22 protein-coding genes are annotated in these 24,776 nt (G+C 63.0%); 5 read left to right on the plus strand and 17 right to left on the minus strand.

Annotated elements, in window-relative coordinates; all coding sequences use genetic code 11:
- Positions 1-10: 10 nt before the first annotated feature.
- From V7747_RS17120 to V7747_RS17175, 12 genes are read right to left on the minus strand one after another with little or no spacing between them, the layout of a single operon-like run.
- Positions 11-2,245 (minus strand): hypothetical protein, encoded by a 2,235-nt coding sequence (locus V7747_RS17120; RefSeq protein WP_335617230.1) that lies wholly within the window; start codon positions 2,243-2,245, stop codon positions 11-13.
- Positions 2,242-2,787: a LolA family protein gene (locus V7747_RS17125; protein ID WP_335617231.1), complete on the minus strand. Its 546-nt coding sequence runs from the start codon at positions 2,785-2,787 to the stop codon at positions 2,242-2,244. Before V7747_RS17125 ends, V7747_RS17120 begins: the two co-directional genes overlap by 4 nt.
- Positions 2,787-3,227: an acyl-CoA thioesterase gene (locus V7747_RS17130; protein ID WP_335617232.1), complete on the minus strand. Its 441-nt coding sequence runs from the start codon at positions 3,225-3,227 to the stop codon at positions 2,787-2,789. The genes V7747_RS17125 and V7747_RS17130 overlap by 1 nt, the downstream gene beginning before the upstream one ends.
- The gene (locus V7747_RS17135; protein WP_335617233.1) at positions 3,214-4,782 is read right to left on the minus strand and encodes an HAL/PAL/TAL family ammonia-lyase; all 1,569 of its coding nucleotides are present in this window, start codon (positions 4,780-4,782) and stop codon (positions 3,214-3,216) included. The genes V7747_RS17130 and V7747_RS17135 overlap by 14 nt, the downstream gene beginning before the upstream one ends.
- Positions 4,757-5,698: an LpxL/LpxP family acyltransferase gene (locus V7747_RS17140; protein WP_335617234.1), complete on the minus strand. Its 942-nt coding sequence runs from the start codon at positions 5,696-5,698 to the stop codon at positions 4,757-4,759. Before V7747_RS17140 ends, V7747_RS17135 begins: the two co-directional genes overlap by 26 nt.
- Entirely contained in the window at positions 5,695-6,435 is a 741-nt protein-coding gene (locus tag V7747_RS17145) for a glycosyltransferase family 2 protein (protein WP_335617235.1), read from the minus strand. Before V7747_RS17145 ends, V7747_RS17140 begins: the two co-directional genes overlap by 4 nt.
- Positions 6,432-8,114: an AMP-binding protein gene (locus tag V7747_RS17150; RefSeq protein WP_335617236.1), complete on the minus strand. Its 1,683-nt coding sequence runs from the start codon at positions 8,112-8,114 to the stop codon at positions 6,432-6,434. Before V7747_RS17150 ends, V7747_RS17145 begins: the two co-directional genes overlap by 4 nt.
- Positions 8,111-8,635 (minus strand): hypothetical protein, encoded by a 525-nt coding sequence (locus tag V7747_RS17155; RefSeq protein ID WP_335617237.1) that lies wholly within the window; start codon positions 8,633-8,635, stop codon positions 8,111-8,113. The genes V7747_RS17150 and V7747_RS17155 overlap by 4 nt, the downstream gene beginning before the upstream one ends.
- Before the next feature lie 14 nt (positions 8,636-8,649).
- Positions 8,650-8,910, minus strand: a complete 261-nt coding sequence (locus V7747_RS17160; protein WP_335617238.1) for an acyl carrier protein — start codon at positions 8,908-8,910, stop codon at positions 8,650-8,652.
- Positions 8,900-9,169 carry a phosphopantetheine-binding protein gene (locus V7747_RS17165; RefSeq protein WP_335617239.1) on the minus strand — a complete coding sequence of 90 codons (270 nt, stop codon included), beginning with the start codon at positions 9,167-9,169 and terminating at the stop codon, positions 8,900-8,902. Before V7747_RS17165 ends, V7747_RS17160 begins: the two co-directional genes overlap by 11 nt.
- Entirely contained in the window at positions 9,111-9,935 is an 825-nt protein-coding gene (locus V7747_RS17170) for a lysophospholipid acyltransferase family protein (RefSeq protein ID WP_335617240.1), read from the minus strand. The genes V7747_RS17165 and V7747_RS17170 overlap by 59 nt, the downstream gene beginning before the upstream one ends.
- Entirely contained in the window at positions 9,932-10,594 is a 663-nt protein-coding gene (locus V7747_RS17175; RefSeq protein ID WP_335617241.1) for a beta-ketoacyl synthase chain length factor, read from the minus strand. Before V7747_RS17175 ends, V7747_RS17170 begins: the two co-directional genes overlap by 4 nt.
- Before the next feature lie 296 nt (positions 10,595-10,890).
- Between V7747_RS17175 and V7747_RS17180 the strand changes: the two genes are divergently transcribed.
- Together V7747_RS17180 and V7747_RS17185 are read left to right on the plus strand one after the other, a co-directional pair.
- The gene (locus V7747_RS17180; RefSeq protein WP_335617242.1) at positions 10,891-12,495 is read left to right on the plus strand and encodes a response regulator; all 1,605 of its coding nucleotides are present in this window, start codon (positions 10,891-10,893) and stop codon (positions 12,493-12,495) included.
- Positions 12,492-13,202, plus strand: coding sequence for a sensor histidine kinase (locus V7747_RS17185; RefSeq protein ID WP_335617243.1), 711 nt, complete (start codon positions 12,492-12,494; stop codon positions 13,200-13,202). Before V7747_RS17180 ends, V7747_RS17185 begins: the two co-directional genes overlap by 4 nt.
- Positions 13,203-13,500: 298 nt before the next feature.
- On the opposite strand, the gene amt is transcribed toward V7747_RS17185, so the two are convergent.
- From amt to V7747_RS17205, 4 genes are all read right to left on the minus strand, one after another.
- On the minus strand, positions 13,501-16,890 hold the full coding sequence (gene amt / locus V7747_RS17190) for an ammonium transporter (RefSeq protein ID WP_335617244.1): 3,390 nt from the start codon (positions 16,888-16,890) through the stop codon (positions 13,501-13,503).
- A gap of 309 nt (positions 16,891-17,199) precedes the next feature.
- Positions 17,200-18,222, minus strand: coding sequence for an NADP-dependent oxidoreductase (locus V7747_RS17195; RefSeq protein ID WP_335617245.1), 1,023 nt, complete (start codon positions 18,220-18,222; stop codon positions 17,200-17,202).
- Positions 18,223-18,373: 151 nt separating this feature from the next.
- A complete protein-coding gene (locus V7747_RS17200) occupies positions 18,374-19,459 on the minus strand; it encodes a GGDEF domain-containing protein (RefSeq protein ID WP_335617246.1) in 1,086 nt (361 codons plus the stop codon).
- A gap of 53 nt (positions 19,460-19,512) precedes the next feature.
- Positions 19,513-20,055, minus strand: coding sequence for a gamma carbonic anhydrase family protein (locus tag V7747_RS17205; protein ID WP_335617247.1), 543 nt, complete (start codon positions 20,053-20,055; stop codon positions 19,513-19,515).
- Positions 20,056-20,224: 169 nt separating this feature from the next.
- Between V7747_RS17205 and prlC the strand changes: the two genes are divergently transcribed.
- Positions 20,225-22,267 carry an oligopeptidase A gene (gene prlC / locus V7747_RS17210; RefSeq protein ID WP_335617248.1) on the plus strand — a complete coding sequence of 681 codons (2,043 nt, stop codon included), beginning with the start codon at positions 20,225-20,227 and terminating at the stop codon, positions 22,265-22,267.
- Positions 22,264-22,530, plus strand: coding sequence for a YheV family putative zinc ribbon protein (locus V7747_RS17215; protein ID WP_335617249.1), 267 nt, complete (start codon positions 22,264-22,266; stop codon positions 22,528-22,530). The genes prlC and V7747_RS17215 overlap by 4 nt, the downstream gene beginning before the upstream one ends.
- 35 nt (positions 22,531-22,565) lie before the next feature.
- Here the strand turns inward: V7747_RS17215 and V7747_RS17220 are convergent, their stop codons facing one another.
- On the minus strand, positions 22,566-23,207 hold the full coding sequence (locus tag V7747_RS17220) for a hypothetical protein (protein ID WP_335617250.1): 642 nt from the start codon (positions 23,205-23,207) through the stop codon (positions 22,566-22,568).
- A 436-nt stretch (positions 23,208-23,643) separates the two neighbouring features.
- Between V7747_RS17220 and coxB the strand changes: the two genes are divergently transcribed.
- Entirely contained in the window at positions 23,644-24,768 is a 1,125-nt protein-coding gene (gene coxB / locus V7747_RS17225; protein ID WP_335617251.1) for a cytochrome c oxidase subunit II, read from the plus strand.
- The last annotated feature ends 8 nt before the right edge of the window (positions 24,769-24,776 follow it).

Here is a 24,776-nt window from a genome sequence, read left to right on the forward strand (position 1 = left end):
CTCCCTGCAACTAGTGTGAATGGCCGCACCCTTCAGCGCGGGCGAAGGGCACCAGGGCCCAGGTAAAGGCCAGACCCAACAGGCAGGTCAGCCCCAGAAAATGCAGCGCCGGGGTGGCGCTGAAGGCCAGCAAACCGAAGGCCAGCATGCTGGATGCGCAGGACAGGCTGACCGCCAGCCAGGCGGCCGCGCTATCCGGTTCCTGCGCGCTGAAAATACCGGCATCCAGACCAATCCCCAGCACCAGCAACAGGCCGAGCAAGTGGAACAGACCTATGCCGCCAGTCAGACTCAGACAGCCCAGCGTCAGCAGTACCGCCCCCAGCGGTGGCAGCAACGCGCGCCAGGCGTCGAGGCGCAGGCGCCAGACGAGCAACAGCACCAGCAGTGCCACGGCCACCGCCAGCCAGCTTGCCATGCTGTGGGCCAGGCGCGCCAGCTGCGCCGACAGCGCCGCCACCCGGTCGTGATACAGCAGATCGTCCGCCGCAGCCAACTGCTGTAACGCCGCGACGCCAGCAGGGCTGGCCTCACCCAGCGCCACTAGCGCCAGCCAGTCGCCGCTGGCTTGCTGGCCCAGCCAGAGCGCGGCATCGGCCGCTCCTGCCGGGCTGTTCAACCATTGTGCCGGCTGCAGTAGTGGCGCTTGCTCCAGCGCTGCCAGTGCTTGGTGCTGCAGACGCTCGGGCAAGCCGCTGGCCGCACGCAACGCCGGCAGCGCCTGTTGATAACGCTCGCGCAGCAACCGCTGTGTCTGCTGCTGCCGGGCAAGCGACGGCAAATGCCGCGCCGCGTGGGTATAGGCCGACAGCTCGCCGCTCGCCTGCAACTGCTGCAAGGGCGCGTCCAGGCTTTCCAGCCGCTGCAGCAAAGCCTGCTCATCGGCGGCGCTGACCAGCAAGTAACGGCTGCCACCGGGTTGCAACAGCAACGTCTGCACTTGCTGTTGCTCGGCAATCAGCTGCGGTGGCGAAGGATTGAGCTGTTGCAGGCTGGCGCTGAACTGCACCCGGCTGATCGCCACCAGCGCCAGCAGCAGCAACAGCGCCAGCACCACCCACGGCCAACGCTGGCCACGGCGTAGCCGCAGCGGTGCCAGCCGAGCAGCCGCTGCGGCGGTGGCAGGATGCGTCGCCAACGGCCAGTTGACCAGCCACAGACGTACCGTCAGCCAGGCACCCAGCAGCCCCAACGCGGCAAAGCAGGCCATCTGACGCAGGCCCGGCATGGGCGTAATCAGCTGTACCAGATAAGCAACTAGGGTACTTACCAGCCCCAGCAGCAGAGCCGACCAGAAACGCCGGCCCGGTTGCTCGGCGACCAGCTGGCGCTGGCATTGCAAGTGCAGCGCATAGTCCACGGCGATGCCGATAATGCTGACGCCGAACACCAGCGTGAGTAGATTGACCTGGCCAAACAGCAGGCCGGTCAGCGGCAGCGCCAGCAACAAGCCGCAGCCAATCGGTACCAGCAGGAGCTCCAGGGTACGCAAGCGACGAAACACCAGCCAGAACAACAACACCAGCCCCAGCAACGAGGCCAGCCCCAGGGTCGACATCTCGCGCTGCGCCTGCGCGGCACCAGCCGCGGCATGGAAGATCAGCCCGGAGCGCAATAACTGCGCCCGCGGCCACTGCGCTTGAAACGCTTCCAGGCTAGCTTGCAATTGCTGCTGCACCGCCAGTTGGTAGGGGCTGGCGCTGATCTCGCCGCTGACCAGTACCCATAACTGGCCATCGTGCTGCAGCGTCGGCAGGCCTTGGCGCAGACGCAAGGGGCCGTTGAAGCGCTCTTCCAGCCAGCTGTCGAGCAGGCCGAAGGGGTCACGCGTCAGGGTCTCGCTGCCGCCGGGCAGCAGCAAGCGGTTCAATGCACGGGCCGACCACGCTTGGCTCTCTGCCCCGCGCAGTTGGTCGCTGAGCAGGCTGTAACGGTAATCGGCCAGTTGCTGATCAGGCCGGTTTGCCGCTTGCGCCCGGCCCAGGCCGGCCGCCTGCAGATGCTGCTGCAGGGACTGCGCAGCCGCCAGGGGCGCCGGCCCGCCAACCAGCAGGACAAAACGCTGTTCAAAGGCGCCGCCGAGTTGGCGATCAGCCTGTTGCAGATTGGCACCCTGGTCGCTGGCGGGGAGCAATGCGGTGATGCGCGTATCCCAGAACTCGGCGTTACGCAGCTGGCTGACCAGCAGCAGCGCACAGGCCAGCAGCAGCGCAGCCCACAGCCAGGCCAGCGCGCGCCACTTCAAGGCGCGCTACTGGCGCCGGGCAGCGCGGCGCAATCGGCGGCGCTGAGCTGCAGGGTCATACGGTCACCGGAGACAAAGTCGATCTGCAACTGCTCAACCTGCTCGCCTCCACGCACCTGCAGCAGCTGCAGTCGCTCGGCTACCGCATCATCGATGGGGGTCAACTCCGCGCGCCAGTCGCTCAGCTCGCCCTGCAACTGCAGCGCAAAGTGCTGCTGCAGCGCGGCCCAGTCGCCACCCAACAGGCCGGTAAGCACCGGCAATATGACCTGATAGGCCAGAGGCATGTCGGGGTTGTCGGCGTTCAGCACGAGTCGGCTGTCGACCGGGGTCAGTGTGTGCCACACCAGCCCCTGCTCGCTGCGTTGAAAGTAGCCGCTGCTGGCCAGCTCGGCCTCCAGATCGGCCAGCCAGCGGGTCTGCGCAAAATGGCTGCATTGCGGGCTGTGCTCGGCCAGTTGTGCGCCCAGCGTTGTGCTATCCAGTTCTGCCACAGCGGACAGGCTGAACAACATGGCGGCCCACAGCAGCAAGTGACGCATCAGCTGTTCCTCTGTTGCCAGGCGGCAATCTTCTCGCGCAGCACGGCGGGTGACTCAAAACGCATTTCCCGATCCTCCACGCCCACCGCTACCTGCACCGTCCAGGCGCGATTGAGCCGCTTGCGTGTCTCGGCATCACGGATGGTGTAATCGATCTTCAGGCGGTTTTCCCATTCACTGAGCCGCGCCTCGATGGCGATCTGCTGGGTAAATACCGCTGGCGCCGCGTAGCGCAGGCGCATGTCGATGACCGGCCAGCCGAAACCGGAGTCGCGCATCTGGTTGTAGTTGTAATCCAGCTCGTCGAGCAGCGCGCAGCGGGCGATTTCCAGGTAGCGCACGTAATGCCCGTGCCAGACGATCTGCATCATATCCACATCGTGAAAGGGGATGGTCAGGCAGATTTCGGCACGCGGCAGCGGGTGTTCAGCAGGCGTCATAGAGGCTCCAGTGGCGTTGCAAAATCAGGCCGCACAGGTGGCGCAGGTCACTTTCCAGCGCACGGTCCTCAAACAAGGGGGCGACCTGCTCGCGGCACTCGGCGACAAACTCGGCCAACTGAGCCGGCAGTGGCGCGGAGTCGGGCAGGCTGCTGCGCTGCTCGACGCCCTGGCAGACAGCGTGCAGCATGGCCGCGGCGACCTGCTCGACCAGGGTCAGCACCCGCAATGCATCCCGCGCCGCGATGGTGCCCATGCTGACCTTGTCCTGATTGTGACATTCAGTGGAGCGCGAGAACACACTGGCGGGCATGGTTAATTTGAGTGCTTCGGCGGTCCAGGCCGAGGCGCCGATCTGCACCGCCTTGTAACCGTGATTGAGCGGCGCGCGCGCGGCGCTGGCGCCACTGAGGTTGGCGGGTAGGCCGTGGCTGAAGCGAGTATCCACCAGCTGCGCCAATTGACGGTCGAGCAGATCGGCAAGATTAGCCACCGCCTGCTTCAAACTGTCCATGACAAAGGCCACATGGCCGCCGTAGAAGTGACCGCCGTGCATTACCTTGCCGCCCTCGACGTCGATCAGCGGGTTGTCGTTGGCGCTGTTCAGTTCGGTTTCCAGCAGTTGCCGCCAGAAAGGCAGCGCATCGGCCACAACACCGATGACGTGCGGCGCGCAGCGGGTGGAATAACGATCCTGCAGGCGGGGCGAGTTGCGCGGGGTGGCCGGCGCGTGCAGATCTTCGCGCAGCCGCGCGGCGACCTGCGCCTGGCCGGGATGCGGCTTGGCGCGAAACAGGGTCTCGTCAAAGTGATAGGGATTGCCATCCAGCGCATACACGCTGAGCGCGGTGATCCGGGTACTGAGCTGCGCCAGATACTCGGTGCGCGCAAAGGCCTGCAGCGCCAGCGCGGTCATCACGGCGGTGCCGTTCATCAGCGCCAGGCCTTCCTTGGGCTTGAGCCGGTAGGGGGTCAGGCCACGCTCGGCGAACACCTCGGCGGTGGCGCGGCGCTCACCCTCAACCCAGACCTCGCGCTCACCACAGAGCACCGCCGCCAGGTAGGACAGCGGCGTCAGATCGCCACTGGCACCCACCGAACCCTCCTCCGGAATGACCGGCAGCACATCCTGCTCCAGCAGCCAGGCCAGACGTTCCAACAAGTCCCAGCTAACCCCGGAATAGCCCTGACACAGCGATACCAGGCGCACCATGACCACCGCCCGCGACGCCTCAACCGAGAGCACCTGCCCCAGGCCGCAACCGTGGAAGGTATACAGGTGCTGCGGCAGCTCGCCCAGCACCTCGGCCGGCACCGCGCGGGTGCAGGAGTCGCCGTACCCGGTGGTGACGCCGTAGATCACGCCGTCTTCGGCCAGCAGTTGTTCAAGAAAGCGGTTGCCGGCGCTGATGCGCTCGCGGAACGCCGGCTCGGCCGACAGCGCCACGCGGCAGTCGCGCCGGGCTACGGCCAGCACCTGCTCGATGCTCAGCGGGCTGCCGTCGAGGTGCAGGCAGGCGGGCGCGGTGTCAGTGCGGGTGTTTGTCAGACTCATGTTTCTCAGCCAACCAGAAAGGGAAAAAGTTGTACCACTGCAGCGGCTGCTCGCGCACCCAGCCGGCGAGGGTATCGGCATAACGCTGCATGGCAACGGCCAACCATTGCTCGCGCGCCTTGCGCGGCAACTGGCGGGTGTCATCGAAAGCGGCAAAACGGATGCGGAAGCGCTCGCCGACGCGCACGCACGACAGGGTGTATAGCGGGCAGCGCAGCAAGGCGGCGAGCCAGAACGGACCCTCCGGGAAGGTCGCCGGAGCGCCGAGAAAGTTCAGCGTGCGCTGCCGGCCGCCATTGATCGGCGGCCGGTCGGCGGCAATCACCACGAAGCCACCCGCAGCAATGCGCGCATCAAGCATTTGCGCGGTGGCCGGGGTGATTTCAGTCACTTCGAGAATCTGTGGCCTTGGCCGTCCCGTCACGCGCTCCAGCAGCAGGTTGAACTTGCCAGCGTTGCGCGTATGCATGAGCACCAGCAGATCCAGCTGCGGATGCCGCTCGGCCATGGCGTTGGCGATGTCCAGATTACCGTGATGCGCCACCAGTACCAGCCCGCCCTGGCCGCTCTCCAGCGCCTGCGCAAAGCGCGCAACGCCGTCGCCGCACAGGTGTGCGTCGGTAACTGGCGCGCTCCAGCCTGCGACCTTGTCCATCAGCGTATTACCGAAGCTCATAAAGTGCCGGAAGCTGCGCCAGTGCAGCTGAACCGGCCGCCTTGCCAGCGCCGGCTCCAGCCGCCGCCAATAGTCGCAGGACGCCCGCCTTGCGGTGCCGTGGCTGAGGAAATACCAGAGCATCACCGGCCAGAGCACCAGCTGAAAGGGCCAGCGGCCCAGATGACGCTGAATCCACACCAGCAGCTGCATACCCAGCAGGCTGCCGCGCTCGCCGATCTGCGCCCAATGCTGGCTCATGCGCGCGTCCTGCCGCGCAGTAGCCAGCCGGGCGCACGGCGCAACATGCCAAAAAACAGCCGCGCATGCATGGCCGAGATCTGCAGGTTATCGCGCCACAGGTTGAAGTGGCTGACGCCGCCCTCGGGGTAATGCACATGCACCGGCAGGTTGATCACTGCCCCGCCGCGCCAGTGCCAGCGCACCAGCACCTCGGTATCGAAGGCCATGCGGTTACCGCAGGGCTGCGTTGCCAGCAGGCGATTGACCGCTGCCAACGGGTAGATGCGCGCGCCACACATGGAGTCGCGGATAGCCAGAGACAGGGTGTTGATCCAGACCCAGATGTGGGTCGCGTAGCGGCCATAAAAACGCAGCCGCGAGACGCTTTCATCATAATGCGGATAGCCGATTACCAGGGCCTGCGGCTGTGCCTGCATGGCCGCCAGAAAGCCCGGCAGATCGGCGACCGCGTGCTGGCCGTCGGCGTCTACCTGCAGGGCATGACTGTAGCCAAGCCGCTCGGCGTGGGCTAAGCCGGCCCGCACGGCGGCCCCCTTGCCCTGGTTGTGCGGCAACCGCAGCAAGTGATGACCGGCGACTTGCAGCTGATCCAGCACGCTGGCGCACTCGGCGTCGCAGCCGTCGTCAACCAGCAGTACCGGCAAGCCCAGCTGCTGCAGCTGGGCACAGACCGCTGCGATGGTCGCCGGATGGTTGTAGACCGGAATCAGCGCGCAGACTGCAGGCGTCTTCATGCCTGCGCACCTGCAGCAGGCAGAAAGCGCGCGGTGGCCGTGCAGTGACGGCCGGCCGCGGATTGCAGCGTAAAGGTCACCGCATCCGGCTTGCGCGCCAACGTGAGCTGAAAACGCATGCCGGGGCGCAGCATGGTCTGAAATTTCAGGCGCTCCAGCCGGTGAAACTGCCCCAACGGACCAAAACTCTGCTCCGCAGTCTGCAGCGCCCACCGAATCATCACCACGCCCGGCACCAGGGCGAAACTGTTGAAGTGACCGCGCAGATAAATCAGCCGTTCAGGCACTTCAAAATGCTGGCAGCAATGCTCGGCATCCTGCCACTGCTCACCCAGCCAGCGCGGCAGGCGGTCGTCGTCCAGATCGGCGAACAGCCGCGCGATCAGCGCACGGTCCAGCTTGCCTTGCGCGTTGCTCGGCAGTTGCTCGACAAAACGCCAGTAGCGCGGCAGCGCGACGCGCTCCAACTGATCGGCCAGCAAAGTACGCAGGCGCTCAGTCAGCGCACGGCGCGCCGCGTGATCCTGCGGCACGCCGTCTGCGGGCATGGCAACCACTACGCCAAGCCGGCCATCGGCGCGGCCCGGATCCACGCAGCGCGCCGCCGTTATCTCAGGCACCTGCAGCAGGCGCTGTTCAATCTGCTCCAGCGACACCCGTTTGCCGGCCACCTTGGCGACCCGGTCTCCGCGACCCAACAAAACAAAGCCGCCATCCTGTTGTGCCACCCTGTCGGCCTGCTGCCAGCCCAGCGCCGGTTGCTCCAGAAACGGTGAATGCAGCAGCAAGGCATCGTCCACTATCTGCCAGTCGACACTCGGCAGCGCCTGCCAGACGCCCGATGCGCTCTGTTGCCGCTGGGCGATGCCGCCGGTTTCGGTACTACCGTAAATTTCGATTACCGGCGCCTGCAGCAAGGCCTCCGCTTGCTGGGCGTGGGCCAGCTGCAAGGGTGCTCCGGAGGAGAAAATGCGCCGTGGCGAACCGGCCGCGGCCCAATCAATGTGATCTGGCAGGCGCGACAGCGGCGCCGGCGAACTGACCACGACCGCTGCCAGCGCGGCGCTCTGCGCCTCACTCAGACGTGCTGCCAGCACCTCGGGGTAAAGGGCGTCGCGGCCGCAAAAGGGCACGCCGGCGCAGAGCGGATGCAGCACGCCGGCCAGCAAGCCGTAGATGTGCTGGTGGCTGACCTGCGCAATCACCGCCGCGCCGGCCAGCGGCCAGAGCCGCGCATGCACCGCCAACTCGCTGTCGAGCTGATCAAAACGCTTGCTCAGGCGCAGCGGCAGCCCTGTGGAGCCCGAGGTGTAGAGCGCCAGCGCGATGGCTTGCGGGGCGAGCGGTGACAGTTGCGCGGGTTCAAGCTCGGCACTGTCCGGGGCGCTGGCTGGCAGTTGTCCGTCCAACTCGGCGGCGATGGCCTGCAGGGTCTCCGGTCGATCATCGGCCGGTAGCACGGCGACCCGTCCGCTATCCCAGAGCGCCAAGAGCGCAGCGGTAAACTGTAGTGGATCAGGCTGATGCAGCAGCCATTGGCCGCCGGGCTTGTCGGCCAACCAGTGCAACCAGCGCCGCCGCAGCGTCAGCAACGCGGGCCCTTGGCACCAGTGCGCGGGTAACTCGGCGGCAGCCGTTGGTTGCAGCCAGGGCCGCTCGATCAAGGGTTGAAAACTCATGTCAGCCCCCGGCGCAGGCGGCGACGGCAGAGCCACTCGACGGCGAACATCAGCCCCATCAGCAGGTAGCTGATGCAACCGTTATACAGCGTCCAGGTGGCGAGATCGGCGTACACCGCGGTCCAGGCCGCGATACTGCCGTTGACGATGAAAAAGCCACACCAGGCCCAGGTGACCTTGCGCGTGTACCGCACCCCCTCAGGGGGCAAGTCAGGTTCCTGCAGGCGCGCCAGCCGCTCGATGATCGGCATGCCGTGCAGCAGGCTGCCGGCAAATAACGCCAGCATGATCAGGCTGACCGCCACCGGGTAGGCACGCATGCCCAGCTCGGCCTTGCCGAGCAAACCGAGCAGCAGTAATACGGCGGCGGCCAGCAGCGCCAATGGCCGTGCCTGTGGCAGACGCCACACCAGCAAGCCCGCCCCCACCAGCAACAGCCAGCCGCTGGGCACCTGCCCGTGCAGCGCATAGACCGCAAAGGGCCAGGCGATCAGGGCGAGCATCCCTGCCCACTTCAGCATCCGATAAACCATTGTCAGAGCTGCATGATGCGGTCAACGGCGTTGACTACGTCGTCGATGGTGCGCACCGACTTGAAGTCTTCAGGGTTCAGGCGTTTGCCGGTGTAGCGCTTGAGTTCGACAACCAGGTCAACGGCATCAATGCTGTCGATATCCAGGTCTTCGTAGAGGCGCGCTTCGGGGGTAATCTCATCCGCGTCCAGCTCGAACAGCTCCACCAGAGTCTTGCGCACCTGCGCGAACGTCGCCTCGCGGCTTGGTGATTCAGTTGACACGGCGTTCCTCCACGAGCGCTTGCAGAGCATTCAGGCTGGTGAAGTGCTGGCGGGTTTCTTCGGCCTCGGCATCCAGTTTGATGCCGTACTGCTTTTGCAGGGCCAAACCGATTTCCAGCGCGTCGATGGAATCCAAGCCCAGGCCTTCGCCAAACAGCGGCGCATCGGGCTCGATATCGTCAGGGGTGATGTCTTCGAGCTCAAGCGTTTCGATAATCATCCGCTTCAATTCCAGCGACAAATCTTGGGTTTCGCTCATGACTGAACTGCTCCAGTTCCTTATTGAAATAGTCACTCAACCACCGGGTCAAGTGTCTGGCCTGCTGTCCTGCAGGTTGTGTTTCGTCCCTGTTGACCGCGACATCATCCAGCACCCGCAGGTGCATCTGAATCCGACTCGGCGGGATATGATACCAAGGCTCGCCCTTGGTCAGGGTAGTGGGCGTGCAGCTAATCAGTACCGGTGTTATCGCAGTATGCGTGCGCAGCGCGATGTTGGCGCCGCCGCGGCGAAACTTGACGGCCCGCTGCGGCGAGGTACGCGTGCCCTCGGGGAACAGAATCAACGACTTGCCCTGTGCCAGGCTCCGTTGCGCCGCCGCCAGCACCGCCTCTGGCTCGCTGTTGGTGATGTACCCGGCCATGCGAATCGGGCCCCGGGTAAACGGGTTGCGCGCCAGCGCGCCATTGACGATGCAGTCGGCGGCACCCGTGAAGGCCACCAGATAAATCACGTCGATCAAAGACGGGTGATTGGCCAGCACCAGCAGCCCCGGACGCTGCAGCTTTTCCAACCCCTCAATGCGGTAGTCCGCCACACCCAGCACCTTCATCAGGCCGATAAAGGCGCGAAAACTGCATTGGATCAACCTGCGTGCAGCCTGCTGGCGACGCTGCGGATCGCGCACCAGCAACCACAGCAATGGCGCCGCGAGCAGGCCCAGCAGCGCGCCACCCAAGCCGAAGGCGGCAAACGACAACGCTGTGCCAAAGCCACGCCAGAGTCGATTGAGTTTGGCGCTCACGCCAGGCTCCAGCATTGCCGCGACTGCAACTCGCCTCCGCGAGCCAGCCAGCGCGCGACATCCAGCGGTGCCGGTTCGCCGGGTACCGCCGCAGCGGATGCCAGCAACGGCCGACCTTTTTCGCGCGACAGCCGCAGCGCCACACAGGCGGCCGCTTCGGGGCCCACACTCTGCTGCCGATAGGCCTCGGGCAGGTCGCTGTCGGAGAACACCGCCAATACCGCCGCGTGCCCTTCCAGCAGATAGCCTGCGGCCTCCACTAGCATGGCGTCCAGCTCGTGGCCGCACGCCGCCAGCGCCTGCATCGATCGGGTGTTCTTGCGGGCGATGGAGTGCACGCCCAGCACGGCGTTGTGCACCGACATGGAAAATTTGGCGGGAGAGAGGGGTTGTTGCTCGGCCAGCGCCTGCAACATCGCCAGCGAACTTTTGACGTCACCGTGCCGAGAGGCGTGCACCACCGGCAGGCTGTGCTCGGGATCGAGCAGGCTGAGCGCATCACAGACCGCGCGGCCGGTGCCGTCCAGGCGCCTGCGCAGCATGGCCGGCAGGGGCGGCTCAGGGCCCTGCCGCTGGCTCAGGTCATGCCGGCTATCCAGCGCAAAATCCATTTTCTCGGCACTCCAGGCCAGCCAGTCTTCCAGCAACAGCTTCATCATGCGTCAGTGCTTTCATTGCGCCGCAGAGGGAAGCATTCTACGGTCGGTTGCGGTTTGGTCAAGTCTCCAGCGCGGCGCACTTTGCCTCGCCGATACGGCACGCTGCACGGAGAACCCGACCCCGCTGCCATTTATATCAGACTTCCGCCGGGCAACCGCGTTTTGCCGACGGAGCGCCGGTGGATGCGCCAACCAGTTCAAATAATGGCACAATGATCTCAAAGCAACCCAGCAGAAACCAGCCGACAGGGTCTAGACTGGGAGAGCATGTAACAGCCGTACACCCGGGACACCCTATGATCAGCTACAACAAAAGACGCTTTCTAATCGTCGATGACTTTTCCGACTTCCGTTCATCGGTCAAGGGCATGCTCAACCAGATGGCTGCGCAGCACGTGGACGCCGCCGCCAACGGCGACGAAGCCATCAAGCTCTGCCGCGAGAATCAATACGATATCATCCTGCATGATTACAATCTGGGCGAAGGCAAGAACGGCCAGCAGGTTCTGGAAGAGCTGCACCACGCCGGCCTGATCAGCCCCAATTGCATCTTCGTCATGGTGACCGCCGAAAGCAGCCAGGCCATGGTCATGGCGGCACTCGAGTTTGAACCCGACGCCTACCTGACCAAACCCTTCACCCGTGCCAGCCTGCAACAGCGGCTCGACAAGCTGGTGGAGCGCAAGATGGCGCTGCAGCCAATACTCGCGCCGCTGGCCAAGCAGCAGTACGGCGCCGTGCTGCAGGCCTGCGAGCAGATCATCAGCAGCCAGCCGCGCTACGCCCCACTGTGCCAGCGCTACAAGGCCGATGCGCTGAAAACCCTGGGCCTGCACGAAGAACTGGAAGCCCAGCTGCAAAGCCTGCTGGCCGACCGCCCCATGCCCTGGGCGCTGGTCATGCTGGCCAACCATTGGCTGGAGCGCGGCGAACTGGAGCAGGCCGAAGCCTGTTTCGAGCAAGGCATCAGCCAGTTTCCGATGCTGCCGGCCCTGTTCGACGGCCTGGCCCGGGTCAAACAGGCCAAGGGTGAGCTGCTCAAGGCCCAAGTTTTTCTTGAGCAGGCGGTGAAGATTTCCCCCAACAGTCCGCAGCGTCAGGCCGAGTTGGGCAAACTGGCGCGCGCCAATCAGGATCCGGAACGCGCCATAAGGGCCTATCGCCAGGCTGTGAGCCTGGGCCGCCACTCTCAGTTTCGCGATCCCGAGTGCCATTTGCATCTTGCCGGCAGCCTGCAGGACCAGGCCGGCGATGCGGCACCCTCGCCCAAGGCCATGCTGGAGATACGCCAGACCCTGGGCGATCTGAGCAAGAGCTGGAAAAACGACCCCGGCCTGACCGCCCGAGCAGACCTGCTGCAAGCCAAGAGCCTGGTCAAAGCCGGCAAACAGAGTGAAGCCGATGAACTGGTGCGCAATGCCAGTAGCAAGCTGAGCAACCTGAAAACCTTTTTCTCTGCCGACGCCGCGCTGGAGGTGGCCGACCAGTTGCGCGCACTGGGCCAAGCCGAACAGGCCGACACCCTGCTGGGTACCTGCGCCGAAATGTACGGTGACGATCCCAAGGTCATGGCCGGCATTGCAGCACAGACCAGCAATCCGGCGATTCTCGAAGCCGGGCAGCAGGCCCAGACCCACAACCGCGAGGGCATTAGCCTGTATCAGCAACAGCAGTATCCTGAGGCGCTGGAGCGCTTCCGGGCCGCCCAGGCGTTGCAGCCGCGCAATATCAGCTTTGCCCTGAATACCGCGCAGTCGCTGCTGCGCCTATTACTCAGCGAACCTACCGATGCCCTGCGCGAAGAGTGCCAGGTCTGTCTGGAGCAAGTGCGCAGCATGCCCGAGTCAGACCATCGTTACGCGCGTTACCGCAAGCTGTGCGAGCGCGTGGAGGCACTATGAGCCGCGAACGTCCAGAGCTGGAAGAGGAGCAGGCGCTGGGCTTCTCCACGGTGATCGCTTCGACCGTGCACGACATGAAAAACTCATTGGGCATGTTGATGCAGGCGCATAGCGCGCTGGCCGCGCGCCTGCCGGCCGAGCTGGGCGACAGTCGCGAGCAGGGCATTATCGAGTACGAATCGATGCGCCTGAACGGCATGCTGGTGCAGATGCTGGGGCTCTACAAGCTGGGCGTTAACCAGTTGCCGTTGCAACCGACCCATGTCGAGGTCGAAGACTTTTTTCAGGCCTCGCTGGCACGCCATGACAACATCCTGCGCTCACGTCAGATCAGCGGCACCTATGAGGTGGCCGAGGACGGCCTCATGGGCTTCTTTGATGCGGAACTGGTTGATTCCGTGGTCGGCAACGTGATCAACAACTCCATCCGTTACGCCCAAAACGCCATCCACCTGCGCGCCTGGGTGGAAGACGAGCAGTTGGTACTGGCCATCAGTGACGACGGCCAAGGTTATCCGCAGCGCATGCTGGATGCGCAGTCCGATTACGTGCTGGGCATCAACATGAGCAGCGGCTCCACCGGTTTGGGCCTGTACTTTGGCGCGCGCATTGCTGAGCGACATCAGCGCAACGGAGTGCGGGGGCGTATCGCCATAAGCAATGACAGTGAACTGGGTGGTGGGGAGTTTCGGATTTATTTGCCTTGATCGGCGGGCCGCTGTAGGCCGGAGTCAATCAATTTGGCAAACAGACCGGAAGCGGCCTCTGGTTTTCATCAGCTCTACGGGTAGCTCCCTGTCGCTTTCGCCTCTAGGCGAGCCAAGGGCACCCCGCTGCGCGGCCCTGCGGGTTCGCTGCGTTGCTCAAGCTGCCGGGGGAGTGCGCAAACTCGCTCCGCTCAGACATCGCGCGCCCCTTTTTCCCGGCAGCTCTGCGCTACTCGCCCGCTCAGAGGGGATTTCTGCCCCGTGCATTGGTCGAGCTGTTCGTCAAAAGCTATACGGGTCAACGCGGCATCATCCGCACGCCTTCCAACTCACTCAACGGCTGCGGCCGACCCAGGTGATAGCCCTGTGCATAGTCCACACCCAGCTCGCGTAGCTGATCCAGGATCGCCTCGTTCTCGACGAACTCGGCCACGGTTTCCAGCCCCATTTCGTGGCCGATGGTATTGATCGAGGCCACCATGGCGCGGGCGATGGGGTCGTCGGCGATATCCTTGACGAACACGCCGTCGATTTTCAGGTAATCCACCGGCAGCGACTTGAGATAGGCAAAGGACGACAGCCCGGAGCCAAAATCGTCCAGCGCGAACTTGCAGCCGATCACCTTCAGCTGCTGCATGAAGGTGACCGCCTTGGCCAGATTGGCGATAGCGCTGGTTTCGGTGATTTCAAAACAGATGCTTTGCGGCGGTACCGCGTGGCGCTCGATGGCGTCCAGTACAAAGGCAAGAAAGCTCTCCTCGACCAGGGAAGCGGCCGACAGGTTGATCGAGTAGTTGCCAATGTCGCCGTTGCGGCGCCGATTGTAGTCGCCGACCCAGGCGAGGAAGTTGCCCACCACCCAGCGGTCGATGGCTGAGGCCAGGTCATAACGCTCCGCAGCGGGCATGAAGGCACCCGGCGGAATAATGCGACCGTCATCGCCCAACATGCGTACCAGCACCTCGTAACCCGGCACGGTCTGCTGCTGACTGATCGGATGGATCGGCTGGACGTACAAACGCATCAGGTCACCGTCCAACGCATTACGCAGGCGGTTCACCCACATCATTTCGCCACGCCGCTCCAGCAGCTGCGCGTCGTCCGCCTGGTACAGGTGAATACGGTTGCGACCCGCCTCCTTGGCCGCGTAGCAGGCACTGTCGGCGGCGCTGAGCAGCACGTCCATGGTCGCCATCTGCTCTTCGACCGACACCAGGCCAATACTGACACCTACGGCAAAGGTCTTGTCCTGCCAACTGAAGCGAAACTCCTCTACCAGCGCGCGAATACCGTCGACAATCGGAATCGCCTCCTCCAGCGAGCAACCGGATAGCAGCAGGCCGAACTCGTCGCCGCCGAGGCGGGCCAATACGTCGCTGCTGCGCACGTGCGCCTGAAACAGCTTGGCCAGCTGCCGCAGCAGTTCGTCACCGGCGGCATGGCCACAGGTGTCGTTGACGATCTTGAACTGGTCCAGATCCATATAGCAGAGCACCTGATCGCCGCGCTCGTGGGGCTGTTTGGTCAGCGCCATGGCGACCCGCCGCTCGAACTCCTTGCGGTTGCTCAGCCCGGTCAGGGTGTCGTGCGCCGCCTGGTGCGACAGCTCGCGGGCCAGACGCCGGTTGACCGTTACATCGCGAAAGGTCAGCACAGCGCCAATGATGTGGCCTTCGGCATCCCGTATCGGCGCCACCGCATCCTGAATGGTCACCTCGCTGCCGTCGCGCCGCCGCAACTGACACATGGCACCGTCTTCCCGCGCCAAAGCCTGGCGGTAACGCCGCAGCAGCGCCGTCACCGGATTGCCCAGACGCTCGCCGTCCGCTTCGTCGTACAGGCAATAGACATCGTCCAGCGAGCGCCCGGCGGCTTCTTCCTCGCTCCAGCCGGTCAACTTCTGCGCTACCGGATTGAGGTAACGCACGCGGGCGTCCGGCCCGGTGGTGATCACCCCGTCACCAATCGAGGCCAGTGTCACCTGCGCCAACATCTTTTCCTGAAACAGCTGCTGCTCAATGCGCCGCCGCTCGGTGATGTCGCGAATCATGCAGGTATACACATCATCATCGAAGGCGCCGCGGCTGACCGTCAGCTCCGCCACAAACTGATCGTGCTCGTTTCGGCTGAACAGCACCTCGCGCATCATTTCGCTTCCGGCGTCGGGCAGCGGCATGCCTTGCCAGCTGCGGTCAGCCACCAGGCGCTCGATCGGCTGCCCGATCAGAGCCCCGGCAGACATGCCGAACAGTCGCTCGGCGCCCGGATTGCAGCTGGCCAGCACGCCATCGCGGCTGCAGGTGACCACACCGTCACGGATATCGCGAATGATGCTCTGGGTCGTTCCCACCGCCCGCCGCAAGGCATGAATGACCTTGTTGTACTGGGCAGCAATCTGACCGACCTCGGTAAAGGGCTCGACCGGCACGTCCTGCTGCATGTCACCGGCCTGCTGGTGCGCCGCCATGGCTTCCAGCAACTCGATCAACTCGGTGCGCGCGCCATGCTCTGCAATGTTCAAGCCCTGACGTTCCGCCTCCTCGGTGACCCGCATCGGCCAGAATCGATTGATCCCGCGCAGCAGAATCCAGGTCAGGCCAAAGGCCCAGAGCGCGGCGACCAGCACCCCTTCAACCTGCGCGATCAACTGCTCGAAACGCGTCAGACCAGTGCCCAACAGGGTTAGGTCACCAAACAGCGCCACCGCCAGCGTGCCCCAGATGCCAGCTGCCAGATGCACCGGCACCGCGCCCACGGCATCGTCGATGCGCAGGTGCGTAAGCAGGCGATCAGCAAAATACATCACCACCGCGCCACCGAGACCAATCAGTACCGAGGCACCAGCGTCCACCACGTGTGCACCGGCGGTCACCGCCACCATGCCGGCAATCAGTCCGTTCAGCGGATAGACCGGATCAACCAGCCGCCAGCGCAACCACGACATGATCATGCCGCCGAGGGTACCGGCGATTGCCGCCAGCACGGTGTTGGCGATGATGCCTGGCACCCGACCATCAAAGGCCAGCGCGCTGCCGCCGTTGAAGCCGAACCAGCCGAACATCAGCATCAGCGCGCCGAGCATTGCCAACGGCAGGTTTGAGCCAGGCATGCTGCGGCCCTCGCGATCCTGCTCGTAGCGTCCCTGCCGTGGGCCGAGAATCAGAATCACCGCCAGGGCTATCCAGCCGCCAATGCCATGCACCACCGTAGACCCGGCGAAATCGACAAAGCCACGATTGGCCAACCAGCCTTCGCCGTCACTGAAGCTACCGCCCCAGGCCCAATGGCCAAAAAATGGATAGATCAGGCCCGCGGCGATGGCGGTGACCAACAGATAGGCACTGAACCGCATGCGTTCGGCCGCGGCGCCGGAGACGATGGTCGCCGCGGTAGTGCAGAACATGGCCTGAAAGAGGAAGAAGGCGGCCTGCCAGGTATCGTTGAATGACAGCATATTGAAGCCGTTGCCGAACAGGCCGGTCGAGCTGACGCCAAACATCAGGCTGAAGCCGAACAACCAGTAAAGGAACACGGCCAGACCCAGGTCAGCCATGTTCTTCACCGCCACATTGATCGCGTTCTTGCTGCGGGTAAGCCCCGACTCCAGGCAGAGAAAGCCGATCTGCATGTTGAATACCAGCCCCGCACAGAGCACAAGCCACAGAACATCAATCATTGAGACGGGCATAGTCGACACCTGATCCGATTCGAAACTGGCACTTTGATAGCGCGCTAATTATGGCAACGCCCTGTATTGGGGCGACCGCAGTGCAAATGCGGCTCCGCCGACTCAGGACAGTGCAGCCAATGCAGTTTTTGTACCAAAAGGTGTCGAAACGTCAGCAAGTCGTCGCCATAAAACCGCAACGGGCGCAAAACAGGCGCAAAACAGGCGCAAGAGGTAGATTGCAGAAGGGGGAAGGAGGCAGGGAAAAGTGTGACGCAGTTATCACTGGGCGACCTTCAGGCCGCCCAGTAATGGCTCAGCGCGGAAAAATCAGTCTGCGATATGCACCAATTGCTTGCCGAAGTTCTTGCCCTTGAGCATGCCCTTGAAGGCTTCAACCGCATTGTCCAGACCTTCAGCGACGGTTTCGCTGTACTTCAGCTCACCTGAAGCTACCTGACCGGCCAGCAGCGCAGTGATTTCCTGATGCTTGTCCTGCCACTCGGTGACCAGGAAGAAACGATGCTCCGGCTTGGGATCAAGTGCACCGAAGATGTGGAATGGGGTTTCTACCTTGCTCTGGTCAGCTTCGTTATAAGCCGATACGTAACCGCAGATCGGCACCCGGGCGCCCGGGTTGATCAGCTTGGCCACCGCCTTGGCGACGTCACCACCAACGTTCTCGAAATACACGTCGATGCCGTCCGGGCAGGCAGCTGCCAGGTCTGCGTCCAGGTTACCGGCCTTGTAGTCGATGCAGGCATCAAAGCCCAGCTCCTCCACCACGTACTTGCACTTCTCGGGGCCGCCGGCAATACCTACCACGCGGCAGCCTTCCTTCTTGGCAGTCTGACCTACCACGGTACCCACCGGGCCTGAGGCCGCAGCCACCACCACGGTTTCACCGGCTTTCGGCTTACCGACGTACATCAGACCGCAATAACCGGTGCGGCCCGGCATGCCGGCCACGCCCAGATAGGTTTGCAGCGGAGCGCCCTGATCCTTGATCTTGTACACCATCGGAGCATCACCGGGGATGATGCAGTACTCCTGCCAGCCGGTATAGGCGGTTACCACATCACCCACCGCATAGTTGGCGGATTTGCTCTCGACTACGCGGCCAATACTTTCACCGACGATGGGCGCGCCGATTTCAATCGGGTCCATGTAACCCTTGCTGTCGTTCATGCGCGGGCGCATGTAGGGATCAAGCGACAGCCACAGGGTTTGCAGCAGCACTTCACCGTCTTTCAGCGCGCGGACCGGCTCTTCCTTGATGACCAGATCGCCATCCTGGATTTCGCCCTGCGGGCGCTGGTTGAGTACGACTTTACGATTGGTATGGGCAGACATGATTTGCCTCTCACTATCAGATGTATGGGCGGACAGATTGCCGCGAACTCGCCGATCATAAACCAGCCAGACGGCAAGTCATGCCCGTTGCGTGCACTATTCACAGGGCTGATTGTTTGCCAGTTGGCAGGCCGAAACCCGGTCTGGCGAATCAGCCCACATCACTCACCGCAAGCCCCGCGCCATCACTGATCACCTGATTACGCCCATAGGCCTTACCGCGATACAGGCGTTGATCGGCACAACGGTAGAGGGCTTCGGCATCCGCGCCATCAACCGGCCACTGCGCCACGCCGAAGGTCGCTGCCAGCGGCACCTGCATGCCACTGAGCTGCAACGGTCGCGCGCCCAACGCCTCGCGCAGGTCTTCTACCAGGGTTGCACCCGCCTCCACGTCGGTATTGAGCAGCAGCAGGCCAAACTCTTCGCCGCCCAAGCGGCCCAGGTGATCGGTCTTGCGCAAGCGCTGTTGCAGTACCTTGCACAGGTGCTGCAGGGCACGGTCGCCCACCACGTGCCCCCAACTGTCATTCACCTGCTTGAAGTGATCAACATCGAGCAACACTAGGCAAAAGGCCTGGTGGCTGCGGTCAGCCTCCTGCGTCACCTGAATAAACAGCTGTTGAAAGCGGCCGCGGTTGAGCACACCAGTCAGCGCGTCGGTTTCCGCCACTCGCTCCAATACACGCTGCGCCGCGGCGCGGCGGCCTTCATAGATATGTACAAACAGCATCAGCAACACACCGCAGAGGATAGCGTTGCCCAGATCGATCATCCCCGCCGCCGTACGCACCTCGGCGTAGCGCCAGACATAGAGCACGGCTGCCAGCACAATAAAGGGCGCTGCCAGCCAGAAGCCGGCGGTACGGCCCAGCAGCAGATACGACATGATCGGTACCAGGTACATCCAGACAAAGGCCGTGGGCGAAGCGCCGGGCATGACGATGATGTACAGCATGAAACAGAAGGTGGGCAGCAGATACAGGTAGATCCAGGGCGTCAGCTCGCGCACCGCAACAATCTTCCAGGCAGCCCAGAGCAACAGCAGGCCGGCGCTGATTTCCAGCAACCCGAGCAGCCGATTGTCATTGCTTAACTGCAGGACCGCGAAACCGCACAGCGTCAGCCCGGTAGACAGCAGCACCAGGCGTAATAGCTTGCGGCGGTCTGCGTCTGCCAAGGCGTTGCGTGCGGAGGCGCCGACATCGGCTGCCGGAGCTTTGAGTTCTGCTGGCATATCCCTCGCCTGCGCGGGCTGTAAAGCCCTTAAGTCTAGTTGGTGCGCCGCAACTAGCCAGCCCAGTCTTCGAGCAGGTGCTGGTTCTTGAGACGCACATAATTGTCGGCCGAGTAGCTGAAAAAGGCCTTTTCCTTATCAGTCAGCGCGCGCACCTGGCGCGCCGGGCTGCCCATATAGAGATGCCCGCTTTCCAGCGTGCGGTTGGCTGGAACCAGTGAGCCAGCGCCGACAATCACCTCATCTTCCACCACGGCACCGTCCATGATTATGCTGCCCATGCCGATCAGCACTCGGTTGCCAATACTGCAGCCGTGCAGCAACACCTTGTGTCCAACCGTGACCTCGTCGCCGATCACCAGCGGGTAACCATCGGGATTGAAGGGCCCCGCGTGGGTGATGTGCAGCACACTGCCATCCTGAATGCTGGTGCGCGCGCCAATGCGGATACGGTGCATGTCACCACGAATCACCGTAGCCGGCCACACCGAACAATCGTCACCCAGCACCACGTCTCCCAGCACCACGGCCGAGGGGTCAACGAAGACCGCCTCGCCGAGCTGCGGCGTCTTTTCGCCAAAGGGCCTTACCTTCATCTCGCCACCTCGCTTGCCTGTTTGAGTAGCCGCGCGCCTTGAAATAGCGGGGCCGTGCCCATAGATCTTGAGGACGACAAGGGTCTAGAGCAATCTGCTCGCCACGCCCTGCACCGATTTAATATGATGGCTGTCGAACGCTGCCACTGTCCAATCAGGAAACCACTTCATGTCCAATCCGCTGCTGCAACCCTACGACCTGCCGCCGTTCAGTGCCATTCGCGCCGAGCACGTCAAGCCCGCCGTCGAGCAGATACTGGCCGACAGCCGCGCCCAGGTAGAAGCCCTGCTGGCCAATCCGCCGGCCCGGTGGAGCTGGTCCAATCTGGTAGAGCCGCTGGATGACATGGGCGAGAAGCTGTCGCGTGCCTGGTCGCCGGTCAGCCACCTGAATGCCGTGATGAACAGCCCAGAGTTGCGTGAGGCCTATGAAAGCTGCCTGCCGCTGCTGAGCCAGTACTTCACCGAGCTGGGGCAGAATCAGGCGCTGTTCGAGGCCTATCAGCAACTGGCCAATAGTGCCGAGTTTGCCGACCTCGACAAGGCGCAACAGACCATCATCGAACACGCGCTGCGCGACTTCCGCCTGTCCGGCATCGCCTTGCCGCCGGCGCAGCAAAAGCGCTACGGCGAGCTGCAGATGCGCTTGTCCGAGCTGCAAAGTACTTTCTCCAATCAGGTGCTGGACGCCACCCAGGCCTGGACCAAGGAACTCAGCGAAGCCGAGCAGCTCGACGGCTTGCCCGACTCCGCCCTGGAGCAGGCCAGACAGGCCGCAGCCGCGCGCGAACTGGATGGCTGGCTGGTCACCCTCGACTTCCCCAGCTATTACGCGGTAATGACCTACGCCAATGACCGCGCTTTGCGTGAAGAGGTGTATACCGCCTTCTGCACCCGCGCCTCGGATCAGGGGCCGAATGCAGGCCAGCTGGATAACGGCCCGATCATCGAAGAAATTCTCGTGCTGCGCCAGGAACTGGCCGAGCTGCTCGGCTTTGCCAACTACGCGGAACTGTCGCTGGCCACCAAGATGGCCGAGAGCACCGATCAGGTACTCGGTTTTCTGCGCGACCTGGGCCAACGCAGCAAGGGTCACGCCGAGCAGGACCTGGCCGCGCTGCGCGCCTTTGCCGCCGAGCAGGGTTGCGCCGAACTCAAGCCTTGGGATGTGGGCTATTACAGCGAGAAGCTGCGCCAGCACCGCTACGCCATTTCGCAGGAAGTGCTGCGCCCCTACTTCCCGGTCAATACGGTGATCAAGGGTATGTTTGGCGTCGTGCAAAAGCTGTACGGCATCGAGCTGCGTGAAGTCGAGCAATTCGAGCGCTGGCACGCCGATGCACGCCTGTTCGAGGTGCTTGAGCAGGGCGAAGTCATTGGCCGGTTCTTCCTCGATCTTTATGCCCGCTCGCACAAGCGTGGCGGCGCCTGGATGGACGGCTGCCGTGATCGCCGTCTGCTCCCCGGTGGCCAGCTGCAGCGCCCGATTGCCTATCTGGTGTGCAACTTCACGCCGCCCGCTGGCGGCAAGCCGGCGCTGCTGACCCATGATGAAGTCACTACCCTGTTCCACGAGTTTGGTCATGGCCTGCACCACCTGCTGACCCGCGTTGACTATGCCTCCGCCAGCGGCATCAACGGCGTGGCCTGGGACGCTGTCGAGCTGCCCAGCCAGTTCATGGAAAACTGGTGCTGGGAGCCGGAAGGGCTGGCGTTGATTTCCGGGCATTTCGAGACCGGTGAAGCGCTGCCACAAGAGCTGCTGGACAAGATGCTGGCGGCCAAAAACTTCCAGTCCGGCATGGGTATGCTGCGGCAGATCGAGCTCTCGCTGTTCGACTTCGAGCTGCACGTGCGCCAGAACCCGGAGCTGAATGTGCAGCAGGTGCTCGACAAGGTGCGCGACGAGGTCGCTGTGATGCGACCACCGGCGTTCAACCGCTTTCAGAATGGCTTCAGCCATATCTTTGCCGGCGGTTACGCCGCCGGTTATTACAGCTACAAATGGGCTGAGGTACTGTCGGCCGATGCCTTCTCGCGCTTTGAGGAAGAGGGAGTGCTGAACGAGGCAACCGGACGCGCCTTCCGCGACAACATCCTGGCCCGCGGCGGCAGTGAAGAGCCGATGGCCCTGTTCGTTGCCTTCCGCGGCCGCGAGCCGTCCATAGACCCCCTGCTGCGCCACCTTGGCCTGTCCGGGGAGGCGGCATGAGCCAGCCGGTGAAGCGCTTTATTGCCGGGGCGGTTTGCCCGGCATGCAGTACCATGGACACCATTCGCATGTTTGAAGAAGAGGGCGTGCCGCACCGCGAATGCGTGCAGTGCGGCTACGCCGACACCCTGGACGAGCGCGGCAACTCGGTGCCCAGCGAACTGACCACCCGGGTCAATGTCAGCAAACCCAAGGCGGACAAGCCCACTACACAGACCGTGCAGTTCTTCCCCAATCCACGGCTGAAAAAAAAGCCGGAGTAATCTCCGGCTTTATTCCTGCTCGCTAATCGTGCAGCTCAGGCAGCGCCGCGCCACTCGATGCCGATACCCAACTGGGCACTCATGCAGGGCCACTGCTGCCAAAGCGCGCTTTTGGCGTCGGCCTGCTCGGCCAGGTAGCTCTGGAAAGCCTCCGAGCTGAAGGTTTCGACCGGCAGCAAGCCAGCGACCGCCGTATCCACGGCAACATCCAGCTGATTGGCAAACTCGTCACCGAGCAACTGGTGCACGATCAGGTTGGCGCGCGTGATATCCATCGGGATCAGCGCCGCACCGCCGTGTGCCACATAACGGTCGTTCACCTCCTCCACCAGCCGGTGAGCCAAATAGGCCTCATCCAGCAGCGCCAGCAGCCCTTGATGTTCAGCAGGCAGGTCGGGCGGCTGCAGAAAGAACGCCTCGGCGACCTTCAGCACCGGCAATAAACGGTCGCGCATGTGCGCGGCCTCGGCCACGGCCGCCGCCGCATCGAGTACGTTGGGGACCTGCTCGACATAGGCCTGAACAAAGTTAAACAGTGTGTCGACGCCATCGTCTTCCAGACGAATGGCCGGATGCAGGTCAGGCAGGCGCTCAGCCAGCCAGGCACGCAAATGCTGCTGGGTATCAGGCTGACTCAGTGCCAGTTCAACCTGGCGTTTCAAAGCGGGCGTATTCATTGATTCCTCTCCACAACGACAGCCGTAGACTGCAGATGGGTCGTCAGAGTGACGGGTTGCACGACAAGCTAGCAGAGGCCACAGAACTCGTCAAAGTGGCTCACAGTGAGGCATTAGACCAATTTGTAATAACACAGCAATAGAAATCGGCCTTGCCACAGAACAATACCACCGAGACGATTTATAGCGGCCTTCTGCCATCTTCGCCAGCCACACAGACAGGTTAAAAAATAACCGCCAGCAACATTGCCAAGCCCAATGCCGGGTCTATACTCGAAAGTGTCCGGTAGCCATTGGGGGTACTGGCCGGGGGATTTACAGCGACAGTTTAGTCGTTTGCAGACTCTGGTCCATTGCGTTTACAGCGACCCAAGGTCGCAGTGTAGCGACTTCCCTGCGCGCCTGGAGTGATAAAAAAAATAAAGGGGAACCGGGAATGTTGCGATCAGCAATGACCTGGCTGGTTGGTCTGTCCTTGTCCGCCGTTGGCAGCGTTGCCAACGCCGAGTGGGGCGTCAACATGCAGCCGGGCGTCACCGAAGTTAGCCAGTCCGTGTTCGACCTGCACATGACCATTTTCTGGATCTGTGTGGTGATCGGCGTAATCGTTTTCGGCGTCATGTTCTGGTCGATGCTCATGCATCGAAAATCCGAGGACAGCAAGCCAGCCACCTTTCATGAGAACCTCACGGTCGAGATCCTCTGGACCGTCATCCCTCTGATCATCCTCATCGTCATGGCGGTGCCTGCCACCAAGACGCTGATCGATATCTATGACGCCGAAGAGTCCGACGTCGATATCCTGGTCACCGGCTACCAATGGCGCTGGCAGTACAAGTACGTGGGCGAGGGCGTCAGCTACTTCAGCTCACTCGCCACGCCCCGCGACGAGATCAACAACGTTGCGGAGAAAAACCCCAACTACCTGCTGGAAGTCGACAACCCGCTGGTGGTGCCGGTTGGCAAGAAGATCCGCTTCCTGATTACCTCGGCTGACGTTATCCACTCCTGGTGGGTGCCAGCCTTTGCTGTCAAAAAGGATGCTATCCCAGGTTTCGTCAACGAGTCCTGGACGCGCATCGACCAGCCCGGCATCTACCGCGGCCAGTGCACCGAGCTGTGCGGCAAGGATCACGGTTTCATGCCCATCGTGGTGGAAGCCAAGACCCAGGCCGACTACGACGCCTGGCTGGCTGAACAGAAAGAAGCCGCCGCCAAGGAAGCCGAGCTGCGCGAGAAAGACTGGACGCTGGAAGAACTGGTCGCACGTGGCGAGAAGGTCTACAACTCGGCCTGTGCTTCCTGTCACCAGGCTGGCGGTGAAGGCATACCGCCAATGTTCCCGGCGCTCAAGGGCAGCGACATTGTGCTCAACGACATTCAGGAACACATCAACACCGTCGTGAATGGCCGTCCCGGCACGGCAATGGCGGCCTTCGGCAAACAACTCTCTGAAGTGGATGCGGCAGCGGTCATCACCTATGAACGCAACGCCTGGGGCAACGACACCGGTGAGGTAGTCAGCCCGCTCGACATCCTCAACTTCAAAGACGGCCAATAGGAGACCTG

It is taken from the genome of Halopseudomonas sp. (assembly GCF_036960865.1).
Taxonomy (GTDB): Bacteria; Pseudomonadota; Gammaproteobacteria; order Pseudomonadales; family Pseudomonadaceae; genus Halopseudomonas.